Below are 19,452 nucleotides of genomic sequence, written 5' to 3'. Positions count from 1 at the left end.
CTGCGGCGGTGAGTCGGGCGGGGGGCAGGGGCGGGAGTGGAAGCTCCGGGCAACCCCGCCGCAGCGGAGCCCCTCAGAGGTGCCTGGCCCGACAGGGCGTTTCGGGGGAGCCCCGCCGTAGACGGACCCGGTCTCGGCGGAGCGGCGGCTCACACGGTCACGAGGTCCGCCCAGCGGGTGTAGCCGCCCGCGTGGACCCGTATGCCGTGGCGGGTCGCCAGGGCGTGGACGATCTCCTCGCCGCGGCCGTGCTCGTCGGGGTCGATGCCGATGCGGGAGTGGCCCGCCGGCAGGGTGGGGCCCGCGTCGGTGACCTCGACGTGCAGGGTGCGGACACCCTCGCCCCGGACCCAGGACAGCCGCAGCACGGCCGGGGGCAGGGCGTGGAGCACCGCGTTCGTGAGCAGTTCCGACACCAGGAGCAGGGAGTCCTCGACGATCTCCGGGGACACGTCCCACTCGGCCAGTGCCGCACCCACACCCCGGCGTACCTCGGAGACGGCGCCGGGAACGGGAGGCGTCATCCACACCTGCTCGCAGGTCTCGGGAAGCAGCGTGTCCAGCTGTGCCGCCATGTTCTCTCCTCGGGTGTGCGCGATCGGCCCGGCGCTCGTGCCGCAGCGCGTGTGTGCCGGGCCTCGATGAACCGTATGGAGACAAACCGGGCGGGTCAATGAACATGGGTCGGCATTACCGAACGCGCGGGTCCGCCGGGCCGCCGGAGCAGCCCCGACCTGCCCACGGAGCGGATCGTCCGCGGCGGTAATACGCTCGCATCATGGCCGGCCCAGTCCAGTCGATCGAGCGGGCGGCGGCGATCCTGCGTCTGCTCGCCGGTGGGCCCCGCCGACTCGGGCTCGGCGAGGTCGCGGCCTCGCTCGGGCTGGCGAAAGGCACCGCCCACGGCATTCTGCGCACCCTTCAGCACGTGGACTTCGTGGAGCAGGACGCGGCCACCGGCAAGTACCAGCTCGGAGCCGCCCTGCTGCACCTGGGCACCAGCTACCTGGACGTCAACGAGCTGCGGTCGCGCTCGCTGAACTGGGCCGACGCCCTGGCCGCCCGCAGTGGTGAAGCCGTCCGCCTGGGGACCCCGCTGGAGGACCGGGTGCTCGTCGTCCACCACGTGTTCCGGCCGGACGACACGCTCCAGACCCTGGACGTGGGCTCGCTGCTGCCGCTGCACGCCTCCTCGCTGGGCAAGGTCCTGCTGGCCTACGGCACCGCGACCCCTGAGTCGGCCGAGCAGGCGGGTCTGGAGCCGTACACCCGGCACACCCTGGTGGCCCCCGAGCAGCTCACCCGGGCGCTCGCCGAGGTCCGGGAGCTCGGCTGGGCCGCCGAGATCCAGGAGATGAGCATGGGCGAGGCCGGGCTCGCCGCACCGATCCGGGGGCACGGCGGCCTCGTCGTCGGGGCCATCGGGCTGTCCGGTCCCGTCGAGCGGATCTGCGACGGCCAGGGACACCCGCGCCCCAGCCTGATCACCCTGCTCCGGGAGGCCGCGCGGGCGATCTCCAGAGACCTGGGCGCCGCTCGCTGGTAGGCCGGCGCACCCCGACCCGCTCCGATCCGTCGGAAGGTAGACCCGATCATGGTCGAACGTCACGTAATGTCCATCGATCAGGGCACCAATTCCACCCGCTGCATCCTGTTCGACCACCGGGGGCGGCTGGTGTCGGTCGCGCAGCGGGAGCACCAGCAGCACTTCCCCCGCCCCGGCTGGGTCGAGCACGACGCCGTGGAGATCTGGCAGAACCTGAGGCGCGTCGTACCCGAGTCACTGGCCGCCGCCGGTGTCGACCCCGGCCAGGTCGCCGCCATCGGCCTCGCCAACCAGCGGGAGACCACGGTGCTCTGGGACCGGCGGACGGGAGCCCCGGTGGGCCGGGCGATCGTCTGGCAGGACACCCGCACGGCCCCGCTCGTGGACGAGCTGGCGCGGCGGCCGGGGGAGGACTTCTTCCTGGACCGGTGCGGCCTGCCGCCGTCGACGTACTTCTCCGCGCTGCGCGTCCGCTGGCTGTTCGACCACGTCAAGGGCCTGGAGCAGCGTGCGAAGGACGGCGAGGTGCTGTTCGGCACGATGGAGACCTGGCTGACCTGGAACCTCACCGGCGGCGCCGACGGCGGCCTGCACATCACCGACGTCACCAACGCCGGCCGGACCATGCTGATGAACATCCGCACGCTCGCCTGGGACGAGGACCTGCTGTCCTTCTTCGGCGTGCCCCGGAGCATGCTGCCCGAGATCAGGTCGTCCGCCGAGCTGTACGGCGACGCCCGCGCGCTGCTGCCCGGCGTCGGCATCACGGCCGCCCTCGGCGACCAGCAGGCGGCCCTGTTCGGCCAGACCTGCTTCTCGCCGGGGGAGGCGAAGTGCACCTACGGGACCGGCAGCTTCCTGCTCCTCAACACCGGCACCGAGCCCGTACGCTCGCGGCACGGACTGCTCACCACCGTCGCGTACCAGATCGGGGACCAGAAACCGGTCTACGCGCTGGAGGGCTCCATCGCCGTCACCGGCGCGCTCGTCCAGTGGTTCCGCGACCGCCTGGGCCTGATCAGCAGCGCCCCGGAGATCGAGACCCTGGCCCGGACGGTCGAGGACAACGGCGGCTGCTACATCGTCCCCGCCTTCTCGGGCCTGTTCGCCCCCCGGTGGCGCAGCGACGCGCGCGGCGTCATCGTCGGCCTCACCTCGTACATCACCAAGGGGCACCTGGCGCGTGCCGTCCTGGAGGCCACCGGCTGGCAGACCCGCGAGGTGGTCGACGCCATGAACGCCGACTCCTCCGTCCCCCTGAAGGAACTCAAGGTGGACGGCGGCATGACGGCGGACAACCTGCTCATGCAGTTCGTCGCCGACGTGCTCGACGTGCCGGTGGTGCGGCCCATGGTCGCCGAGACGGTCTCCCTCGGCGCCGCCTACGCGGCAGGGCTCGCCGCCGGCTACTGGCCCGACCTCGAGGTCCTGCGCCGCAACTGGCACCGGGCCGGCCAGTGGCTGCCCGACATGGACCCCGCACACCGCGCGGCGGAGTACGAGAACTGGCAGCGGGCCGTGGAGCGCTCCCTCGGCTGGGTCAGGCAGCCCCACCCGGCCGACCCGCCCCCGGACGCCTGACGGCCGGTCACCTGCGGTGCGCCGCACGGCAGCCGCCGCGGGTCCGGTTGCGGGGCACGGGCCCGGGAGTAGCCTGGTGTTGATCCCCCGACCTGCTTCAGGAGGCGGGCTATGTTTCTCCGACTACTGCGACGCCGCATGCCGCTCGGCCTTGTCCTTCTCGGCAACGGCCGCCTGATCCGGGGCTTCAGCGGCAGTCACTACGACGGGCACGGATACCAGTCCTGACCCGGTAACCGGCAGAACTCTGGAGGAAGCGCGGTGGCCGAGGACACCGATGCCCTGGAAGCCATGACGCGGATCCTGTCACCCCACTGCCGTGTCACCCGGATGTCCGGCGGAGCGCTGATCGCGGACTGGAGACGGACGAGGTTCCTCGCCCTGACCACCGCGGACCTGCGAAAGTTCGCCGACGAGAGCTCCCGTGAACGCGCCGAGCTCGTCACCGGTCTCCGGCGCGCGGGCTGCGCGCCGGACCGCCGGGCCGAGCACTCGTACGTCGAGGTCGGCCTCTGGCTGCGGGCCACGCATCTGCTGATCCGCACCCTCGGATTCGGCCGCGTCCTGCGGCTCCTGTCCCTGGCGGCGCCGGAGTACGCCCGCACGGACCCGCCCACCGCGCAGGAGGTCGCCCGGCTGAGGCGCGCGGTGCGGTCGCACAGTCGACGGAGCTGGCTCGTCGACGACGACTGCAAGGCCGAGGCCGTGACGGCGTTCGTCCTGCTGCGGCGGCGCGGGCTGCGCGCCGTGCTCCATGTCGGCGTGCGCGAGCACCCGTTCGCCCTGCACGCCTGGACCTCCTCGGGCGGCCTCGGCATTCCCGACGCCGCCCCCCGCGGGCACACCTTCACGCCGGTGCTCTCGATCGGCCGCGGAGGACATTGACATGCGCGGAGGACGGTGACATGGAAGCGCTCCGCCTCGACTGGGCAGCGGGCGCACCGCGGTTGCGGGCGGCGGAGGACATGGCACGGCAGGGGCTCGTGACGACGCTCACCTCACCGGCGGGCGCGGCGGTGGTCGTCGGCTGGGCCGGCTCGCACCGCGACCGTGTGGCGGGTGCGCGACGCCTTCTGGAGTACTTCGGCCGGCGCCGACGTGCTCCCCGGCTGCCGATCGGTGACTACGCGGCCGTCCTGCTGTACCGCGACCGTGTCGTGCTGTTGCGGGACGAACAGGCGCGGATCCCCTTGTTCTTCAGGGAGTCCGGGGGCCGGGTGAGCGCGGTCGGTACCTCGGCGCGCGGACTCGGCGCCGGCACGGAACTCGAACGCCGCTACTTCTGCCGGTACCTGACCGGGAACCTGGCCCAACCGCACTCGGACCTCACCCCGTTCACCGACGTGCACCGGGTCCTCGGCGGCGAGGTCGTGGAGCTGACGATCACCGGGCACCTGCTCGGCCGGACGCGGTCGCACGCCCCGCGCGCCCCCGCGCGGACGTCCCCGGCGGCGGACGGCCCCGACACCGGCGGGGCCGCGAAGGAGCTGCGCCTCGCGCTGGAGAACGCCGTCGACCGCCGCATGGGAACGACGACGGCGTGTCACGTCTCCGGCGGCACCGACTCGACCAGCGTCGCGCTGCTCGCGGCCCGCCGACCGGCCGCCGGGGAACTGGTGCTGCTCGTCGGCCGCTTCGCCCGCGGGGAGCTGGCCGGGGACGGTCCCTACCTCGACGAGGCGCTGACCGAGATCCGCCGGCACGCACCGGACGCCCGCCCGGTGATCGTGGACGCCGACGACGTGGCGGACTTCGACGACTTCCGGCACCACGCGGGTGACGCCGACGAGCCTCAACCACACGCCTTCCGCGCCTCGTTCTGGGCCAGGCTGCACACCGCCGCGGCGGAACTGGGCTGCGACGCCCTGCTGACCGGGTGCGGCGCCGATCCGATCGCCGACGCCAACCCCTTCCAGCTGCACCGGCTGGCCCGTACGGGACGGTTCCCGCTGCTGGCGCGACAGGCACGCGCATGGGCCGTCGGCAGCGAGCGGGGCGTGCGGGACATCGTCCACACCTACGTCGTACGGCCCGCGCTGCCGCTGACGACCGAACGGCTCACGGCTCTCGGCCGCGGCGGCACGGTGCTCGGCGGGCTCGGCGACTTCGGCCGCCCCCGCTGGCTGCGGCCCCTGTTCGCGCGGACCCACGGCTACGGCCGGGCCCGCATGGCCGAGAGCCGCTTCGTGTTCGGGCGCAGGCCGGAAGAGGCGCTCTACGACGCGGCCAACTACTTCACCGCGCCCGACCTGTTGTCCTGGCACCGAGCACCGGGGGACGGGTTCTTCCTCTCCCACCCCTTCCTCGACCCGGAGGTCGTCGCCACGATGCGCGGCCTCCCCCCGGAAGCCACGTTCCGGCCGGGCCGTCCGAAGGCGGTGCTCCGCGAGGCCATGGCGGACCTGCTCCCACCCGGCATACAGGCCCGCACGGCGAAGATCCCGTTCAACCAGCTCTACGCCCGCGGGCTGCGCCGGCACGGCGACGCACTCCTCGACCTCTGCCGCCACGCCCGGCATCCGCTGATCGAGGAGATGTTCGACACCGCTTTTCTGTGCCGGGCGCTGAGGGAGGCTCAGCTCGGCATCGGGGACTCGTACGCCTGGGACCGTATGAATCGGGCGCTCGCGCTGGTGGTGTGGCTGGAGCAACTGGACCACGACGCAGGCACGTTCATCGGAGCCTCGCTGGTCACCGCCGGGTTGCCTTGAGGTCCCACAGCGTCTGCTCGATGGGGCCCGCCGCGTAGTCCAGGACCGCTGCCGCACCCGGAAAGGTGAGGAACGAGGCCACGGTGAGGACGGCACCGGTGATGCGGCCGGAGAAGGCGAGCGCGTTGCTGAAGTCCTCGATGCCCAGGCAGAACGGCTGCGCCGTCGTCAGGAGGAGCACGAGGACGACGAACGCCACGGTGACCCTCGCCCGCAGGCGTGGGCAGCCGACTCCCGGCCAGGGGGGAGTCTTCATCGGATCACCTCCGGAGGCCGCGGGTCGGTGACGAGGCTCGAGCAACATCGTTCTGGCCGGTCGGCCCGGTCGCCAGCCGGACGCCGCCGTCCGGGCGCCGCCGTACGGGGCGACGGCTCAGCAGGCCGCGGCCGCCGTGTCGGGGAGGGCCTGCTCCGCCCAGATGACCTTCCCCTCGCGGGTGTGCCGGGTGCCCCAGCGTTCGGCGAGCTGGGCGACCAGGAGCAGGCCACGGCCGCCCTCGTCGTAGGTGCGGGCCCGGCGGAGGTGCGGAGCGGTGCTGTTGCCGTCGGAGACCTCCAGGGTCAGCGTGTCCTGGAGGATCATGCGCAACCGGATGGGGCTGCTGCCGTAGCGGACCGCGTTCGTCACCAGTTCGCTGACCATGAGTTCCGTGGCGAAGGCCGGCTCCTCCAGGCCCCACGCGGCCAGCCGCTCCGCCGCGTGGACGCGGGCCCCCGCGACGGCCGCCGGGTCGCACGGGAGGTCGAGCGTGGAGACGTGGCAGGGGTCGAGCACCCGGGTGCGGGCGAGCAGCAGGGCGACGTCGTCGGACGGGCGGCTGGGCAGCAGCGCGGACAGCAGCCGGTCGCAGGTCTCGTCCAGCGACTCCGGCGCGCGGGCGAGGACGTGGCCGAGCAGGTCACGCGCGGCGTCCACGTCACGCGTGCGGCTCTCGACGAGGCCGTCGGTGTGCAGGGCCAGCAGACTGCCCTCGGGCAGTTCGAACTGGCAGGTCTCGAAGGGGAGTCCGCCGAGCCCCAGGGGCGGGCCGATCGGTATGTCGGGGAAGTCGACCGACCGGCGGCCCGGCAGGTCACCGTCCCCGGCCGAGGGGGTGACCACGGCGGGTGACACGTGCCCGGCGCTGGCCAGGGAGCAGATCCGGGACACGGGGTCGTAGACCGCGTACAGGCAGGTGGCGGTCTCCACCCCGTCCAGCTCCTCCTCGCGCTGCAGGCGGATGATCACGTCGTCCAGGTGCGTCAGCAGCTCGTCGGGCATCAGATCGATGTCCGCGAAGGCGCGTACGGCGGTGCGCAGCCGGCCCATCGTGGCGGAGGCGTGCAGGCCGCGGCCGACGACGTCGCCCACGACCAGGGCGACCCGGGCGCCGGACAGCGGCACCACGTCGTACCAGTCGCCGCCCACGCCCGCGCGGGACCCCGAGGGCAGGTAGCGGGAGGCCGTCTCGACGGCCGCGTGGTCCACCGCACGCTGCGGCAGCAGGCTGCGCTGGAGGGTGAGCGCGGTGAACCGCTCCTGGCTGTAGCGGCGGGCGTTGTCGATGTAGACCGCCGCCGTGGACGCGATCTCCTGCGCGAGCATGAGGTCGTCCTCGTCGAAGGGGACCGCGGTGCGCCGGCGGAAGAACTGGGCGAGGCCCAGTGGGCGCCCGCGGGCCCGCAGCGGCACCAGCAGCATCGAGTGGAGCCCGGGATCGTCCGAGCGGTGCGAGCCGTTCCGGGACGGCGCCGGGCCCCCGTGCCCGTCGAGGAAGGCGGCGCTGCCGAGGAGGGGCCGTCCGGTGGCCAGGACGCGCGCGAGGTCCGTGCCCTCGGGGTAGGTGTGGGTGCGGCCCGTGGCGGGCGCCGGGCCGGCGGAGTCGTCGAGCACGGACCGCTGGGCGATCCGGCGCAGCAGCGGTGCGCCGGCCGGGGGACACGCGCCGTTCTGGCGCAGCACGTCCTCCAGGAGGTCGACGGTCACGAGGTCGGCGAACTCGTCGATGCCGACCTCTGCCAGCTCCTCCGCGGTGCGGGCGGTGTCGAGGGTGGTCCCGATCCGTCTGCTCGCCTCGTTGGTCAGCAGGAGCCGCCGCTGCAACCGCCGGTCGCGTTCCTCCTGGTAGGCGGCGACGACCTCCTCCGAGCCCCGGTCGACGTAGGCGAAAGCCGTCTCCAGGAGCCTGAGCGTCGCCTCGTTGACGAGCTGCGGATCGCTGGTCAGACGGCAGGCCTCGGACTGGATCACCTCCAGCAGGCACAGGTGGCCCAGCCGGAAGGCGCGCAGCAGCCTGGTCACCGGCACCCCGCCGCGCGCGAACCGGCGGCCGACCTCCCGGGCGTCGGACGGCACCCGGCCGGCGGCCGCCTCGGCGGTGGCCTCCGGGCCGTGTTCGAGGACGTCGAGGAAGGTGGCCACGTGCCCGGCCGTCTCCCGCGCCACCAGCGCGGCGAGGTCTTCGTACCGCCACAGCTCGGGGAGCTCACCGTGTATGCGCCGCAGCATCACCTCGACCGACTCGTCCGCCCGCGGCCTCAGCTCGTGAGCCAGACGGCGGAGGAACACATCGGTGTCGGTGTCCATAAGTGGATTTTAGGGGCATCGCGCCTACGCAGTCGTCCGCGCCGTCACGCAGGCACGGCCGACGGCACGGGGGCGGACGGCAGGCGGCGCCGGGGGAAGCCCCGAGAAAAACTGGTCCAACCAGTTGACCAGTGGACGGGGCGCCGCCACCCTGAGCGCCATGACTCAGGGACACATCCGGCGGGAGGCGGTCTCCGACCAGCTCTTCGCCGTGCTGCGTGACAGGATTCTCGGCGGCGGGCTGCCGGCCGGCGCCGCCCTCACCGCCGAACGGGACCTGGCGGCCGAGTTCGGGGTGAACCGGCACGCCGTCCGCGAGGCCGTCAAACGGCTCCAGCAGGCACGGCTGGTCGAGGTCAGCCACGGCGGCCGCACCCTCGTCCTGGACTGGCGGCACACCGCGGGGCTCGACCTCGCCGTGGGCATCGCCGCGGCCGACGCCGGCCCCTCGGTCACGGACCTCGCCCGGGACGCCCTGGAGATGCGCGCCTGCGTCGGTGCCGACGCGGCCCGGCTGTGCGCGCTGCGCTGCTCCGAGGCGGCCGCGAGCGAGATCGTCGAGGCCGCGGGCCGCTACGCCCGCACCGGTCCCGACCTGACCGAGCTGGGCGAGGCGGACGTCGCCTGGTGGCGGCTGATCGTGGAGGGCTCCGGGAACATCGCCTACCTGCTGGCCTTCAACAGCCTGGTGGGCGGCACGCTCCCGGTCGCCGACGTACCCGACGACCTGCGCACCGCGGAACTCCTCGACGTCGCCGCCCACCAGCGGCTGGCGGCGCACATCGCGGCGCGCGAGGCCGCGGCGGCCGAGCGGCTGGCGCGCGAGCTGCTGTCCCGCAGCGTGCCCGCGACGCGCCGGAAGGCGGTGCGCTGACGTGATCCCGGCCGTGGTCTACGCGATACCGGCGTTCGTGCTGCTCGTCGTCGTGGAGGCGCTGTCCTACCGCTTCCTGCCGGACGACGACGAACGCGGGTACGAACTGCGCGACACCGTCACCAGCATGTCCATGGGCGCGGGCAGCCAGGTCGTCGCCGTGCCGTGGAAGGCGGTGACGATCCTCCTCTACGCGGCTCTCTACGCCGTCGCCCCCTGGCACCTGCCGCCGTCCTCCGCCTGGACCTGGGTCCTGCTGTTCTTCGGCGACGACCTGGCGTACTACGTCTTCCACCGGGCCCACCACCGGGTACGGGTGCTGTGGGCGAGCCATGTGGTCCACCACTCCAGCGTCCGCTTCAACCTCTCGACCGCCCTGCGCCAGAGCTGGACGCCGATGACGGGCCTGCCGTTCTGGCTGCCCCTGGCGCTGCTCGGCGTGCCGCCCTGGATGATCCTGCTCCAGCAGGCGTTCAGCCTCGTCTACCAGTTCTTCCTGCACACCGAGCGGGTGGACCGGCTGTGGCGGCCGGTGGAGTGGTTCTTCAACACCCCCTCCCACCACCGCGTCCACCACGGCTCGAACAACGCCTACCTGGACCGTAACTACGGCGGGATCCTCATCGTCTGGGACCGGTTGTTCGGCACCTTCGAGCCGGAGGGCGAGCGTGTGGTGTACGGCCTGACGAAGAACATCGGCACCTACAACCCGGTGCGGGTCGCCTTCCACGAGTTCGCGGCCGTCTGGCGCGACGTCCGCGCGGCGACGCGCTGGCGCGACCGCGCCGGCCACCTCTTCGGGCCGCCCGGCTGGGCGCCCGGGACGGAGGGGTGAGATGCCGCCGCTGATCCTGGCCTTCGCCGCGCTGGCCGCCCTCGACATCGCCGGGGTCGCGGCCGGCCTGCCGGCGCTGGAGTGGGTCGCCAAACCCCTGCTCGCGCCGGTGCTCGCCGTCCACCTGTGGCACCTGACCGGCACCCGGCACGCCCCGGTCCTGGCCGGTCTCGGCCTCGCCGCCGCCGGGGACGTGGCCCTGATGCTGCCGGGCCGCGCGGCCTTCGCCGTCGGGCTGGGTTTCTTCCTGGGCGCGCAGCTCTGCTGGACGGCGGCGTTCCTGCGCGCCGGTGCCCTGCGGCACCTGCGTCCCCGCCGCCTGCTGTGCGCCGTTCACGCCGTCGGCTGGGGCGCCGCGGTCGCCGTCCTCGCGCCCGCCCTCGGACCGCCCCTCGGGGTCGCGGTCGCCGGGTATGCGCTGGCCCTGGTCACCATGGCGGTCACCGCACGCGTGCTGGGGCCGCGGGCGGCCTGGGGCGGCCTTGTCTTCCTCGGCTCGGACCTGCTCGTCGGACTGGGAGCCGCCGGCACCGACTTCACCGGGCGTGGCGTGCTGGTCATGGCCACGTACACCCTGGCCCTCGCCCTGATCACCACGGCCGTGGCAGCGGCGGAACGCGGGCCGGCGGACGGCGTCCCACCGGCGCCGTCCGCCCTTGAGCTGCGAACCTGACCGGCCGCCCGCACGCTGGAGGGACAGTCCCGTTTCCGGCCGAGGAGCGTTCGCATGGCGAAGGACCGTGGTGAGGACAAGAAGCTGAAGAAGGGCGACGAGGTGACCTGGAGGAGTCACGGCGGCCAGGCCGAGGGCAAGGTGGAGAAGAAGATCACCGGGCGCACCGAGGCGGCGGGCCGCACGGTGGACGCCTCGCCCGAGGAGCCGCAGTACCAGGTCCGCAGCGACAAGTCCGGCGGCTCCGCGGTGCACAAGCCCTCCGCGCTCAGGAAGAAGAAGTGAGGCGGCGTGGACGACGCCGAGCGCACGGAGACCTGGGACGAGTTCCGTGAGCTGGTGAACATGACACCGGCCGAACTCGACGAGTGGCTGGAGTCCGACAGCTCACGTGACGCAGGGGACCACAAGGCCGGAGGCGAGTCCACCGGACACGCCTCCGGCCGCCGGATCACCCAGATCCTCCGGGCGAGGAAGGGCGACCTCTCCGACGACGACTACCGGCACATGCGCAAGGTCGTCGGCTACATCCACCGCCACCTGGCCCAGCGCCCGTCCGGCGACGTACGGGACACCCGCTGGCGGCACTCCCTGATGAACTGGGGGCACGACCCGCTGTCCTGACGGGAACCGGCCTCGATCCGCCTGCCCTGACGGGAACCCGCCTCACCGGCGCGCCCCGCTCAGGCGTGCCCGCACTCCCGCCAGCGCGCCCAGCACCGCGTCGTTGGCCTCGCGGTCGCCGACGGTGAGCCGCAGGCCCTCGCCCGGGTAGTGGCGCGCCTGGACACCGGCGTCGGTGAGTGCCGTGGCGGCCCCGTCGACCGGGTCGGGCGCGGCCAGCCAGACGGAGTTGGCGTGGCTGGGGGCGACACCCCAGCCGAGCAGGGCGAGTTCGCGCAGCAGCCGTTCGCGTTCGGCCACCACGCTGTCCACGCGCAGGCGCAGCTCGTCCTCGGCCCGCAGCGAGGCCAGTACCGCCGCCGTCGCCACCGCGTTGACACCGAACGGCAGTTGCCGCCGCCGGACCCGCGCCACCAGCCCGGCCGCCCCGAGTCCGTAGCCGACCCGCAGCGCGGCGAGACCGTAGGCCTTCGAAAAGGTGCGCAACACCAGCAGGTTGGGGTGCGTGTCCAGGAGCGCGAGCGAGTCCGGCAGGCCGGCGTCGCGGGCGAACTCCACGTACGCCTCGTCCAGGAGCACTGTGACGTGCCGCGGGACGCGGCGCAGGAACGCCGACAGCGCGTCCGCGGTGACCAGGGTTCCGGTGGGGTTGTGCGGATTGCACAGCACCACGACACGGGTGCGGGGGCCGAGCGCGGCGAGCAGGGCCGGAAGGTCCTGGTGCCCGTCCGGTGTCAGGGGCACGGGCACGGGCCGCGCACCGGCCATTTCCGCCAGCAGCGGGTACGCGTCGAACGCGCGCCAGCCGTACACCACCGTGTCGCCCGGCCGGACCACCGCCTGCATCAACTGCAGGGCCACGCCGACCGATCCGCTGCCGACCGCGACATGGCCGGGAGGCACCCCGCACCACGCGGCGATCCGCTCGGTGAGCTCCTCGGGGTGGAACGGCGGGTAGCGGTGGGCCTGGTCGACGGCCCGCCGCATCGCCTCCCGCACCGACGGCAGCGGGGGATAGGGGCTCTCGTTCAGGGCGAGCCGGTGCGGCACCGGGATCTCCATACCTCAGTCCCGTCCGCCGTGCCAGCGCACCGCGACGGCACCGGCGAAGTCGCCCGCGTGGGCGAAGCCGCCCAGTACCACCAGGTCGCCGTCCGCCACCTGCCCGGAGGCGATCGCACGCTCCAGGGTGATCGGTATCGCCGCCCCGAACAGGTTCCCGTAGGCGTCGAAGGTGTTCAGATGGCGCTCGGCCGGCAGTTGCAGCGCCTCCCGCCAGTTCCGCAGGAAGGTGCGATTGGGCTGGTTGGTGATCAGGACGTCGATGTCGGCGGTCGCCACGCCGAGCCGCCCGCACAGGTCCGTGACCACCTCGGGGACCAGGCGGTTCCCCCGCGCCAGGACCTTGGCGACGCTCGCGTCGGTGAACCCGATCCGCAGCTGGGACTCTCCCGGCTCCCAGTACTTGCGGCCGTCGTCGACCGCCACGGTCATGTCGCCGGCGTACGCGCCGATGTGCCGGGTCTCCACGTCGAGCACCGGCGACCCCGCCGACGTCGTCACGTACCCGACACCGCACCCGTCGCCCGGGATGGCGGCCTGGGCCAGCCTGCGCACCTCGGACTGGGTGAACCACTGGCCGGCGGCGCTCTGCGCGTTGCAGATCAGCGCGCTCCTCGCGTCGGTGGTGGTGAGGATCTGCCGGGCCAGCTTCAGCATGTACACGAACGACGCGCAGCCCGCGTTGGCCACGTCGACGAGCCACTCCGGATTCAGGCCCAGCCGGCGCGCCACCTCGGTACCGGCGCCCACGAACGGCAGGTCCGGCAGCTGGCTGTGCACCAGCAGCACGTCGACGCCCCGGATCTCCGCCTCGCCGTGCCGTTCGATCAGGGGCTGCACGGCGCGCTCGATCATGTCCGCGTTGGTCTCGTCCCTGGCCACGTGGTGCCGCGACGGCGGCACCTTGAACATGGGGTGGTCGCGGAGCTTGTCCTCGGCCCCCGGGTACCGCGTGTAGAACTCCGCGGGGACCGGCTCACCGGGCAGGTAGCAGGCGACGTCGGTGAGGCTGACCGTGGTCACCGCGTCACCGCCCGGGCGGGCGCCGAACCGATCGGCAGACCGCCGCGGTGACGGTGCTCCAGGATCGCCTTGAGGTTGCGCATCTCCACGGTGTGCCCGGCGTAGAAGAGGTCCCAGTAGTCGCCCACCCAGGGCCGGTCCGGGCGCGGGGCCAGTTCGGGGTGCGGGTTGTCGTCGTAGTGGGGGTGCCGGCAGTTGGTCCAGGTGATCACCGAGCCCGGCCGGCCGAGGACCAGGGAGGCCGGGACCACCCGCATCAGGTAGATCATCCAGAGCTGGTCGCCCTGGTCCCACGAGCAGTGGTAGTCCACGGTCATGGCCTCGGGGTTGGCGACCACCTCGCAGTAGATCCGGGTGTCTTCCTCCAGCCGGTCGTGCCCGACCCACAGCCCCGGTGTGCCGGTGGGCGCGAAGTCCCGCAGACTGCAGGTCCACTCCTCCAGATGGTGTCCCTGGCGCAGGTAGTCGTACGCCAGGTCCGGGGGGCAGTCGACGTACTCGTGGATGGTGCAGTACTGCCCGTACACCTGGTGGTGGGGGTAGACGGCGTGGGTGAGTTCCATGCAGTGGGCGGTCAGTTCCTCCTTGCCGGTGTTCTCGATCCGGATCAGACCGGGGACGTCAGCCAGCCTGTCAGCCGGGCTGTCAGCCGACGTGGACGACTCCTCGCTCATCTGAACCCTCCTTGTTCGTGGTGGCGTTGCTCGTGGTTGCGTCGGTGAAGGACTGGAAGGGGAGGAACGGCGGTATCTCCCGCGGGTCGCAGGCCACCGCGACGAACGCCGGGCCGCCGGCCTCGTTGGCGCGCAGCAGGGCCGTGCGCAGCTGCGCCGCGTCGGTGGCCCCCGTGGCCCGCAGGGACGGGAAGGCGGCGGCCACCCCGGCGGCGATGTCGGCCGGGGCGAACAGGTCGTCGCCGCGACCGGCGCCCTGGAGGAACTCCTCCCGCATCGCGCACATGGCGTGCGCGTTGTTGTTGAAGATCACGAAGGTGACCGGCGCGTCGTACTCCACGGCGGTGTGCACCTCCATCCCGTGCATGAAGAACGCCCCGTCCCCGGCGAGCACGTACGTACGGCGGCCGGTGGCGAGCGCCGCCCCGATGCCGGCGCCGAAGGTGTAGCCCATGCCGCCCATGCCGAGGGCCACCACGAACCGGCCCCGGCGGGGCGCCGGCAGGAGATGGATCGCGCCGGCCCCCGTGTTGCCCGCGTCCACGAACACGTGGGCGTCCTCCGGGAGCGCCGCCTCCACGGCGGCCACCGCCCGCGCCTGCGGGACGGTGGGCTCGGCCGCGGGGGCGGCCGGTCCCGGCGGGGCGGTGGGAACCGGACCGGCGTGCGGCGGGCAGGGGCGGGAGCGCGACGGCAGCCGGGCGGTCACCGCGCGCAGCGCGTCCCGCAGGTTCCCGCCCAGCGTGGTGGCGGGCACGAACGGCGGCTCGGCGCCGACGCAGACGACCCGGGTCGTGGCCAGGGCCCGGTCGAGGCCGCCGCGCGCCAGCAGCGGCAGCCGGGTGCCGACCAGCAGGCACACCTCGGCCCGCCCCAGGCAGTCCGCCACGTTGGCGTGCCCCATCACCCCCGCCACACCGGCGAAACGGGGGTCCCGGTTGTCGAAGACGTCCTTGGCGTCCGGCGTGACCGCCACCCATGCCCCGAGAGACCGGACCAACGCGGCCAGTTCGTCCCGCGCGCCGGCGGCGGCGACCTCCTCACCGGCGACGACGAGGACGCGGCCGACCCCGCGCAGGGCGTCGCACACCGCGCCGACGGCGACCTGGTCGAGCGGTACGGCGGACACCGCGGAGGCGTCGTCCGGTGCTGGTGCTGGTGCTGGTGCTGGTGCTGGCGCCGGTGCTGCTGCCGGGGCCGGGACGGCCTGGGCCGGGGCGCGGGCGGGCAGGCGGACCGGGGCCTGCTGCACGTCCTTGGGCAGCAGCAGCACGGCCGGTCCGCGCGGATCGGCCTGGGCCGCCGCGAGCGCCCGGGGCAGCAGCTCCGCGAGCGAGTCCGGGTCGTCCACCCGGGCGCAGAACCGGGAGATCGGCGCGAAGACCTCCCGCGCGTCGAAGGAGCCCGCCATGCCGCTGGAGTCCTGGAACGCCCCCTGCCCCTCCTGGCCGGTCGGCGGCTGGCCCACCAGGGCCAGCACGGGCACCCGGGACGCGTAAGCCTCCGCGAGACCCGGCACGAGATTCATCGCCCCGCCGCCCGAGGTGGCGGCGACGACACCGATGCGCCCGGTGGTCCGCGCGTACCCGTCGGCCATGGTGACGGCGGAGAACTCGTGCTTGGCGACGACACCGCGGACGTCGCCGCCCCGGTGCACCGCGTCGTACAGGTCCTCGATGTTCGCGCCGCCGACGCCGAACAGGTGGGTGACTCCCGCCCCGGCGAGTAACGCGGCCAGGTGGTCGACCAGGCGCACCGGTCCCGCCGTGCGCGGGTCCGGGATCGTGGTGGTCATGCGGGGCTCCCCTGCGGGTCGTGGTGCCGGTCGACCAGGCCGGACGGCGAGACGACCTGGAAGCGGTGCCGGTACTCCCTGGGAGTGAGCCCCAGGGCCCGTCCGAAGGAGCGGAAGAACGTCTCGGTGGCGGAGAATCCGCAGCGGCCGGCTATCTGGCTGATCGTCAGGTCGGTGGTCTCCAGCAGCTCGCGCGCGCGGGCGATCCGCGTCCGCCCGACGTACTGGCCCGGTGTCACGCCCACCTCACGCCGGAAGACCCGGGCGAAGTTGCGCTGGCTCATGTTGGCCCGCCGCGCGATCTCGGCCACGGACAGCGGCTTGTCCAGGTTGCCCTGGATCCACTCCTGCGCCGCCCGGATCGGCGGGTGGTCGGCCAGCTGGGCGTCGAGGACGGCGCTGTACTGGGACTGCCCGCCGTGCCGCTTGAGGAACAGCACCAGGAACCGTGCCGTCTCCAGCGCGAGCGCAGAACCGTGGTCCGCCTCCACCAGGGCGAGCGCCATGTCGATGCCCGTGGACACGCCCGCGGAGGTCACGAAGGGCCCGTCCCAGACGAAGATCGGCTCAGCGTCCACCGTCACGTCCGGGTAGCGGTGCGCCATCGCGTCGCTGTACGCCCAGTGCGTGGTGGCGCGTCTGCCGTCGAGCAGGCCCGCCTCCGCCAGCAGGAAGGAGCCGCCGCACACGGAGGCGACCCGGCGCGAGCGGGCCGCCGCCCCGCCGATCCAGGACACCAGCGCCCGGTCCCGCAGCGCGCTGTCCAGGCTCCAGCCGCCCGGGACCAGAAGCGTGTCGATCGGTCCCTGCCCCGCATCGAGCGGCGAGGCCTCCAGCACCACCCCCGAACTCATGCGCACCAGCGGTGCGTCGGCGGAGACGAAGTCGGTCCGGTAGGGGGTGCCCGAGGGCCCCAGGAGCCGGTTCGCCATGTCGAACACTTCAATAGGGCCGGTGATGTCCAGGGCCATCGCCCCGGCGTACACCACGACCACCACACGTCGCTCCAACACGGTCACAGCCTGTATCGGACGCCACACTGGCTGCAATGACAGATTACTGACGTATCCGGCCAGGCGAACGGCGCCGGAACGCGCGGGACGGGCGCTGGCGAGGCACTTCACGCGCCCTTCACGCGCCGGGCCGGCGGTGCCGGGTGAGGCAGCTCACAAGACCTCGATGAGGCGGCTCACAGCGACCGGGGACCCGCTCGCGGGGACCCCGGCGGCACGGCTCACGGGCCCTCGGCGGACCGCCCCGCGGCGCGCCGGCGCGCCGGGCGCTTTCCCCAGGTGATCCATCACGGGCCACCCGGACTGTGCTACGGTTTGCGTGTTGCAGTTGTGGTACCCATGAACCCATGTGCGCCTGACGGGAATGCTTTCTCCTAGGGCGCACTGTTTGTTTTCCGGCATCTCCGGATGGGGCCTCTGCCTACAGAAGGAGAAAGTCATGGCACAGGGAACCGTGAAGTGGTTCAACTCTGAAAAGGGTTTCGGCTTCATCGCGCAGGACGGTGGCGGTCCGGACGTCTTCGCCCACTACTCGAACATCGCCACCCAGGGCTTCCGTGAGCTCCAGGAGGGCCAGCGGGTCTCGTTCGACGTCACGCAGGGCCAGAAGGGCCCGCAGGCGGAGAACATCGTCCCCGCCTGATCGCCGGACGCATATTCGCGCACCGGGGTCCGCGCCGTCATGGTGCGGACCCCGGTTCGTGCTGTTTCCAGGAAGGCAGAAATCCGCATGTCCCGCAGGTCCCAGAAGCCGAGCCGGCGCGCCTTGTCGCCCTCGCCCTCGCCGTCGTCGCCGATGGAATTCCGGCTGCCGGAAAGCACGACACCCGCTCTTCCCGCCGTCGAGGACTTCGCCGATCTGGACATGCCTCCGGGGCTGCTGAAGACCCTCACCGCGCAGGGCGTCACCACCCCGTTCCCCATCCAGGCCGCCACGCTGCCCAACTCGCTCGCCGGCCGTGACCTGCTGGGGCGGGGCCGCACCGGCTCCGGCAAGACCCTCGCGTTCGGCCTGGCGCTGCTGGCCCGCACCGCCGGACTGCGTGCCGAGCCCAAGGCGCCCCTCGCCCTGGTGCTGGTCCCCACCCGCGAACTCGCCCAGCAGGTGGCCGACGCCCTGACCCCCTACGCGACGGCCGTGAACCTCCGGCTCGCCACCGTGGTCGGCGGCCTTTCCATCACCAAGCAGGCCACCACGCTCCGGCGCGGCGCCGAGGTGCTCGTGGCGACCCCCGGCAGGCTCAACGACCTGGTGGAGCGCGGCGACTGCGTGCTCGGCGACGTCCGCATCACGGTGCTGGACGAGGCCGACCAGATGACCGACATGGGCTTCCTGCCGCAGATCACCCGGGTGATCCAGCAGGTGCGGCCCGACGGTCAGCGGATGCTCTTCTCGGCCACCCTGGACCGCAACATCGACCGCCTGGTGCAGCGCTTCCTGACCGACCCCGTGGTGCACTCCGTGGACCCGTCGGCGGGAGCGGTGACCACCATGGAGCACCACGTGCTCCACGTCCTGGACGAGACCGACAAGAAGGCCGTCACCACGCGCATCGCCGCCCGTGACGGCCGGGTGATCCTGTTCCTCGACACCAAGCGCTCCGCCGACCGGCTCGCCAAGCGGCTCCTGGCCGTCGGGGTGCGCGCGGCGGCCCTGCACGGGGGCCGCTCCCAGCCGCAGCGCAACCGCACCCTGGAGCAGTTCAAGAACGGCCAGGTCACCGCCCTGGTGGCGACGAACGTCGCGGCCCGCGGCATACACGTCGACGACCTCGACCTCGTCGTCAACGTCGATCCCCCCACCGACCACAAGGACTACCTCCACCGGGGCGGCCGCACGGCCCGCGCCGGTGGCTCCGGCAGCGTGGTCACGCTGGTCCTGCCCGACCAGAAGCGGGACGTCACCCGGCTCATGTCGGACGCGGGCATCCGCCCCCGGACGGCCCGCGTCATGTCGAGCGACGCGGCGCTGACCACCATCACCGGCGCCCGAGAGCCCTCCGGCGTTGCCGTCACCATCGAGGTCCCCCAGCCCGCGACACCGCCGTCGTCCCGTCCGGACCGCAAGCCCGGCGGCCGCTCCTCGCGTCGGCGCAGCGGCGGCGGGTCCGAGACGGCGTCGGCGGCCACCGCCAGGACGGGCGGCCGCGGCGCCGACCGCCGGGGCGGCACGGCCTCCGGATCCGGGGCGGCGGCGTCCGGCGGCACCTCCGCGACCGGCGGCCGGGTCCCGGCCCGCCGCACCGGCTCCGGCGGCGCCCCGGGCGGTGCCGGCGGCACGGGCGGCCGCGGTTCCGGCCGGCGTTCCGCGGCCGGCGCGGCGAACGGCGCGGCCCCGTCCGGCAAGACCGCCCGCGCCGCCGGCCGCCGGCCGGCCTCCGGCACGGCCAAGGGCGGCGCCACCGGCACCGGTGGCCGCCGCGGGGGGGGGGGGGGGGGGGGGGGGGGGGGGGGGGGGGGGGGGGGCGGGGGGGG

At 73.5% G+C, this 19,452-nt stretch carries 19 protein-coding genes; 11 read left to right on the top strand and 8 right to left on the bottom strand.

Translation table 11 applies throughout. The annotated features are described in order from the left end of the window. Positions 1 to 149 precede the first annotated feature (149 nt). Positions 150 to 575 carry an ATP-binding protein gene (locus V7E45_RS27000; RefSeq protein ID WP_333776807.1) on the bottom strand — a complete coding sequence of 142 codons (426 nt, stop codon included), beginning with the start codon at positions 573 to 575 and terminating at the stop codon, positions 150 to 152. Positions 576 to 778: 203 nt separating this feature from the next. Here V7E45_RS27000 and V7E45_RS26995 point away from each other — a divergent pair, with 203 nt between their 5' ends. The 4 genes from V7E45_RS26995 to V7E45_RS26980 all read left to right on the top strand — a co-directional run bounded on the left by V7E45_RS26995 (position 779) and on the right by V7E45_RS26980 (position 5,838). Beyond that, on the top strand, positions 779 to 1,546 hold the full coding sequence (locus tag V7E45_RS26995) for an IclR family transcriptional regulator (RefSeq protein WP_333776806.1): 768 nt from the start codon (positions 779 to 781) through the stop codon (positions 1,544 to 1,546). Between the two features lie 48 nt (positions 1,547 to 1,594). After that, positions 1,595 to 3,127: a glycerol kinase GlpK gene (gene glpK / locus V7E45_RS26990; protein ID WP_333776805.1), complete on the top strand. Its 1,533-nt coding sequence runs from the start codon at positions 1,595 to 1,597 to the stop codon at positions 3,125 to 3,127. A 261-nt stretch (positions 3,128 to 3,388) separates the two neighbouring features. Beyond that, positions 3,389 to 4,012 (top strand): lasso peptide biosynthesis B2 protein, encoded by a 624-nt coding sequence (locus V7E45_RS26985; RefSeq protein WP_333776804.1) that lies wholly within the window; start codon positions 3,389 to 3,391, stop codon positions 4,010 to 4,012. Positions 4,013 to 4,032: 20 nt separating this feature from the next. After that, positions 4,033 to 5,838, top strand: a complete 1,806-nt coding sequence (locus tag V7E45_RS26980) for an asparagine synthase-related protein (protein ID WP_333776803.1) — start codon at positions 4,033 to 4,035, stop codon at positions 5,836 to 5,838. Here V7E45_RS26980 and V7E45_RS26975 read toward each other — a convergent pair. Next, on the bottom strand, positions 5,819 to 6,094 hold the full coding sequence (locus V7E45_RS26975; protein ID WP_333776802.1) for a hypothetical protein: 276 nt from the start codon (positions 6,092 to 6,094) through the stop codon (positions 5,819 to 5,821). The two genes, V7E45_RS26980 and V7E45_RS26975, sit on opposite strands and share 20 nt — an antisense overlap. Positions 6,095 to 6,211: 117 nt before the next feature. Then, on the bottom strand, positions 6,212 to 8,404 hold the full coding sequence (locus V7E45_RS26970) for an ATP-binding SpoIIE family protein phosphatase (protein ID WP_333776801.1): 2,193 nt from the start codon (positions 8,402 to 8,404) through the stop codon (positions 6,212 to 6,214). A gap of 160 nt (positions 8,405 to 8,564) precedes the next feature. Between V7E45_RS26970 and V7E45_RS26965 the strand changes: the two genes are divergently transcribed. The 5 genes from V7E45_RS26965 to V7E45_RS26945 are packed head-to-tail and all read left to right on the top strand — an operon-like array spanning position 8,565 to position 11,410. Beyond that, positions 8,565 to 9,278 carry a FadR/GntR family transcriptional regulator gene (locus V7E45_RS26965; protein WP_333776800.1) on the top strand — a complete coding sequence of 238 codons (714 nt, stop codon included), beginning with the start codon at positions 8,565 to 8,567 and terminating at the stop codon, positions 9,276 to 9,278. A 1-nt stretch (position 9,279) separates the two neighbouring features. Next, a complete protein-coding gene (locus tag V7E45_RS26960; protein ID WP_333776798.1) occupies positions 9,280 to 10,113 on the top strand; it encodes a sterol desaturase family protein in 834 nt (277 codons plus the stop codon). Between the two features lies 1 nt (position 10,114). After that, positions 10,115 to 10,786 carry a lysoplasmalogenase family protein gene (locus V7E45_RS26955; RefSeq protein ID WP_333776797.1) on the top strand — a complete coding sequence of 224 codons (672 nt, stop codon included), beginning with the start codon at positions 10,115 to 10,117 and terminating at the stop codon, positions 10,784 to 10,786. Between the two features lie 54 nt (positions 10,787 to 10,840). After that, the gene (locus tag V7E45_RS26950) at positions 10,841 to 11,071 is read left to right on the top strand and encodes a DUF2945 domain-containing protein (RefSeq protein ID WP_333776796.1); all 231 of its coding nucleotides are present in this window, start codon (positions 10,841 to 10,843) and stop codon (positions 11,069 to 11,071) included. Between the two features lie 6 nt (positions 11,072 to 11,077). Continuing rightward, the gene (locus tag V7E45_RS26945) at positions 11,078 to 11,410 is read left to right on the top strand and encodes a DUF3140 domain-containing protein (protein WP_333776795.1); all 333 of its coding nucleotides are present in this window, start codon (positions 11,078 to 11,080) and stop codon (positions 11,408 to 11,410) included. Between the two features lie 42 nt (positions 11,411 to 11,452). Here the strand turns inward: V7E45_RS26945 and V7E45_RS26940 are convergent, their stop codons facing one another. From V7E45_RS26940 to V7E45_RS26920, 5 genes are read right to left on the bottom strand one after another with little or no spacing between them, the layout of a single operon-like run. Further along, positions 11,453 to 12,472 carry a histidinol-phosphate transaminase gene (locus V7E45_RS26940; RefSeq protein WP_333776794.1) on the bottom strand — a complete coding sequence of 340 codons (1,020 nt, stop codon included), beginning with the start codon at positions 12,470 to 12,472 and terminating at the stop codon, positions 11,453 to 11,455. A 3-nt stretch (positions 12,473 to 12,475) separates the two neighbouring features. Next, on the bottom strand, positions 12,476 to 13,495 hold the full coding sequence (locus V7E45_RS26935) for a 3-oxoacyl-ACP synthase III family protein (RefSeq protein WP_333776793.1): 1,020 nt from the start codon (positions 13,493 to 13,495) through the stop codon (positions 12,476 to 12,478). Continuing rightward, entirely contained in the window at positions 13,492 to 14,169 is a 678-nt protein-coding gene (locus V7E45_RS26930) for an SRPBCC family protein (protein ID WP_333776792.1), read from the bottom strand. The genes V7E45_RS26935 and V7E45_RS26930 overlap by 4 nt, the downstream gene beginning before the upstream one ends. Then, positions 14,141 to 15,964 carry a thiamine pyrophosphate-binding protein gene (locus V7E45_RS26925; protein WP_333776791.1) on the bottom strand — a complete coding sequence of 608 codons (1,824 nt, stop codon included), beginning with the start codon at positions 15,962 to 15,964 and terminating at the stop codon, positions 14,141 to 14,143. Before V7E45_RS26925 ends, V7E45_RS26930 begins: the two co-directional genes overlap by 29 nt. Continuing rightward, entirely contained in the window at positions 15,961 to 16,977 is a 1,017-nt protein-coding gene (locus V7E45_RS26920; RefSeq protein WP_333776790.1) for a GlxA family transcriptional regulator, read from the bottom strand. Before V7E45_RS26920 ends, V7E45_RS26925 begins: the two co-directional genes overlap by 4 nt. Before the next feature lie 439 nt (positions 16,978 to 17,416). Between V7E45_RS26920 and V7E45_RS26915 the strand changes: the two genes are divergently transcribed. Together V7E45_RS26915 and V7E45_RS26910 are read left to right on the top strand one after the other, a co-directional pair. Further along, positions 17,417 to 17,620: a cold-shock protein gene (locus V7E45_RS26915; RefSeq protein WP_020943502.1), complete on the top strand. Its 204-nt coding sequence runs from the start codon at positions 17,417 to 17,419 to the stop codon at positions 17,618 to 17,620. A gap of 87 nt (positions 17,621 to 17,707) precedes the next feature. Continuing rightward, positions 17,708 to 19,452 (top strand): DEAD/DEAH box helicase (locus tag V7E45_RS26910; protein ID WP_333776789.1); only part of this gene is annotated, 1,745 nt, incomplete at its 3' end.

It is taken from the genome of Streptomyces sp. IBSBF 3136 (genome assembly GCF_036815105.1).
Classification (GTDB): Bacteria; Actinomycetota; Actinomycetes; order Streptomycetales; family Streptomycetaceae; genus Streptomyces.
The sequence above is the reverse complement of the archived record's forward strand: the minus strand, read 5'-3'. Positions and strand labels throughout refer to the sequence as shown.

What these genes read in the sequence shown, in the direction of transcription:
- V7E45_RS27000 (WP_333776807.1), bottom strand. Translation starts at nt 575, where the DNA reads ATGGCGGCACAGCTGGACACGCTGCTTCCCGAGACCTGCGAGCAGGTG.
- V7E45_RS26940 (WP_333776794.1), bottom strand. Translation starts at nt 12,472, where the DNA reads ATGGAGATCCCGGTGCCGCACCGGCTCGCCCTGAACGAGAGCCCCTAT.
- V7E45_RS26955 (WP_333776797.1), top strand. Translation starts at nt 10,115, where the DNA reads ATGCCGCCGCTGATCCTGGCCTTCGCCGCGCTGGCCGCCCTCGACATC.
- V7E45_RS26965 (WP_333776800.1), top strand. Translation starts at nt 8,565, where the DNA reads ATGACTCAGGGACACATCCGGCGGGAGGCGGTCTCCGACCAGCTCTTC.
- V7E45_RS26930 (WP_333776792.1), bottom strand. Translation starts at nt 14,169, where the DNA reads ATGAGCGAGGAGTCGTCCACGTCGGCTGACAGCCCGGCTGACAGGCTG.
- V7E45_RS26925 (WP_333776791.1), bottom strand. Translation starts at nt 15,964, where the DNA reads ATGACCACCACGATCCCGGACCCGCGCACGGCGGGACCGGTGCGCCTG.
- glpK (WP_333776805.1), top strand. Translation starts at nt 1,595, where the DNA reads ATGGTCGAACGTCACGTAATGTCCATCGATCAGGGCACCAATTCCACC.
- V7E45_RS26915 (WP_020943502.1), top strand. Translation starts at nt 17,417, where the DNA reads ATGGCACAGGGAACCGTGAAGTGGTTCAACTCTGAAAAGGGTTTCGGC.
- V7E45_RS26995 (WP_333776806.1), top strand. Translation starts at nt 779, where the DNA reads ATGGCCGGCCCAGTCCAGTCGATCGAGCGGGCGGCGGCGATCCTGCGT.
- V7E45_RS26975 (WP_333776802.1), bottom strand. Translation starts at nt 6,094, where the DNA reads ATGAAGACTCCCCCCTGGCCGGGAGTCGGCTGCCCACGCCTGCGGGCG.
- V7E45_RS26970 (WP_333776801.1), bottom strand. Translation starts at nt 8,404, where the DNA reads ATGGACACCGACACCGATGTGTTCCTCCGCCGTCTGGCTCACGAGCTG.
- V7E45_RS26980 (WP_333776803.1), top strand. Translation starts at nt 4,033, where the DNA reads ATGGAAGCGCTCCGCCTCGACTGGGCAGCGGGCGCACCGCGGTTGCGG.
- V7E45_RS26950 (WP_333776796.1), top strand. Translation starts at nt 10,841, where the DNA reads ATGGCGAAGGACCGTGGTGAGGACAAGAAGCTGAAGAAGGGCGACGAG.